Here is a 376-nt window from a genome sequence, read left to right on the forward strand (position 1 = left end):
TACAAAAGTCTGCCCTGCTCTTGTATAAGAAGAGCTATGCAGAACCGAGTAAAAAATCGTTTCATTATCAAATCGGGTAAATGGTCGACGGGCTTCCAAATCCAGGTCATTGAAGTCCAGCCTATAGGGATAATGTTCCAATGCAAGAGATGCAGAATTGGCAGCCTTTTCATAATCAAACATCATCAATTGACTTTTAGCCAAAAGTCCGTAGCCCGCAGCCAAATTGGGTCTGGTTTTAAATCCGGTTGACTCAGCCAAAAGCTGCACAGCTTCTTCCAAGTCCCTAATCAGTTGATTGTAACATTCAGCTAAAGTAGCTCTGCTTGCAGGATCATTGATATCAGATTTTGATTTCAAAACGATTCCCAATAGG

1 protein-coding gene is annotated in these 376 nt (G+C 41.5%); it reads right to left on the reverse strand.

The window, feature by feature from the left end; all coding sequences use genetic code 11:
- Positions 1–376, reverse strand: a 376-nt coding sequence (locus tag O0V13_RS21550; RefSeq protein WP_268037081.1) for a RagB/SusD family nutrient uptake outer membrane protein, incomplete at both ends; no start/stop codon positions are given.

The organism is Algoriphagus sp. PAP.12 (assembly GCF_026652115.1).
In the GTDB taxonomy this organism is placed as follows: Bacteria; Bacteroidota; Bacteroidia; order Cytophagales; family Cyclobacteriaceae; genus Algoriphagus.